The organism is Pseudomonas sp. NY15435, assembly GCF_048068295.1.
Lineage (GTDB): Bacteria > Pseudomonadota > Gammaproteobacteria > Pseudomonadales > Pseudomonadaceae > Pseudomonas.
On record NZ_JBLUQA010000035.1, the window covers coordinates 1 to 367 of the forward strand.

The following is a 367-nucleotide window of genomic DNA, read 5'->3' on the forward strand; positions in this document are numbered from 1 at the left end:
CGATGAGTAATCATCGACTCCAGTGCCCAGGTGGCGGAATTGGTAGACGCACTAGGTTCAGGTCCTAGCGGTGGCAACACCGTGGAAGTTCGAGTCTTCTCCTGGGCACCACTTATTCAAGGATAAAGTCAGTCATCGACAGGCTTTATCAGGCGGGTTCGGAACCCTGATAACCGAACAATAGACCGCCCGATGCAACCAAGGGTTGCATCACCGCAAGACGATGAGCGATCATCGCACCCCATGCTGAAAAGCATGCCCAGGTGGCGGAATTGGTAGACGCACTAGGTTCAGGTCCTAGCGGTGGCAACACCGTGGAAGTTCGAGTCTTCTCCTGGGCACCATCTTCAAACGAAAAAGCCGAGCA

The 367-nt window shown here is 54.2% G+C and carries 2 tRNA genes; both read left to right on the forward strand.

What is annotated here, in order from left to right:
• Nucleotides 1-24: 24 nt before the first annotated feature.
• Nucleotides 25-111, forward strand: a tRNA-Leu gene (locus tag ACNFH5_RS30575).
• A 146-nt stretch (nt 112-257) separates the two neighbouring features.
• Nucleotides 258-344: transfer RNA gene (locus ACNFH5_RS30580), tRNA-Leu, on the forward strand.
• Nucleotides 345-367 lie beyond the last annotated feature (23 nt).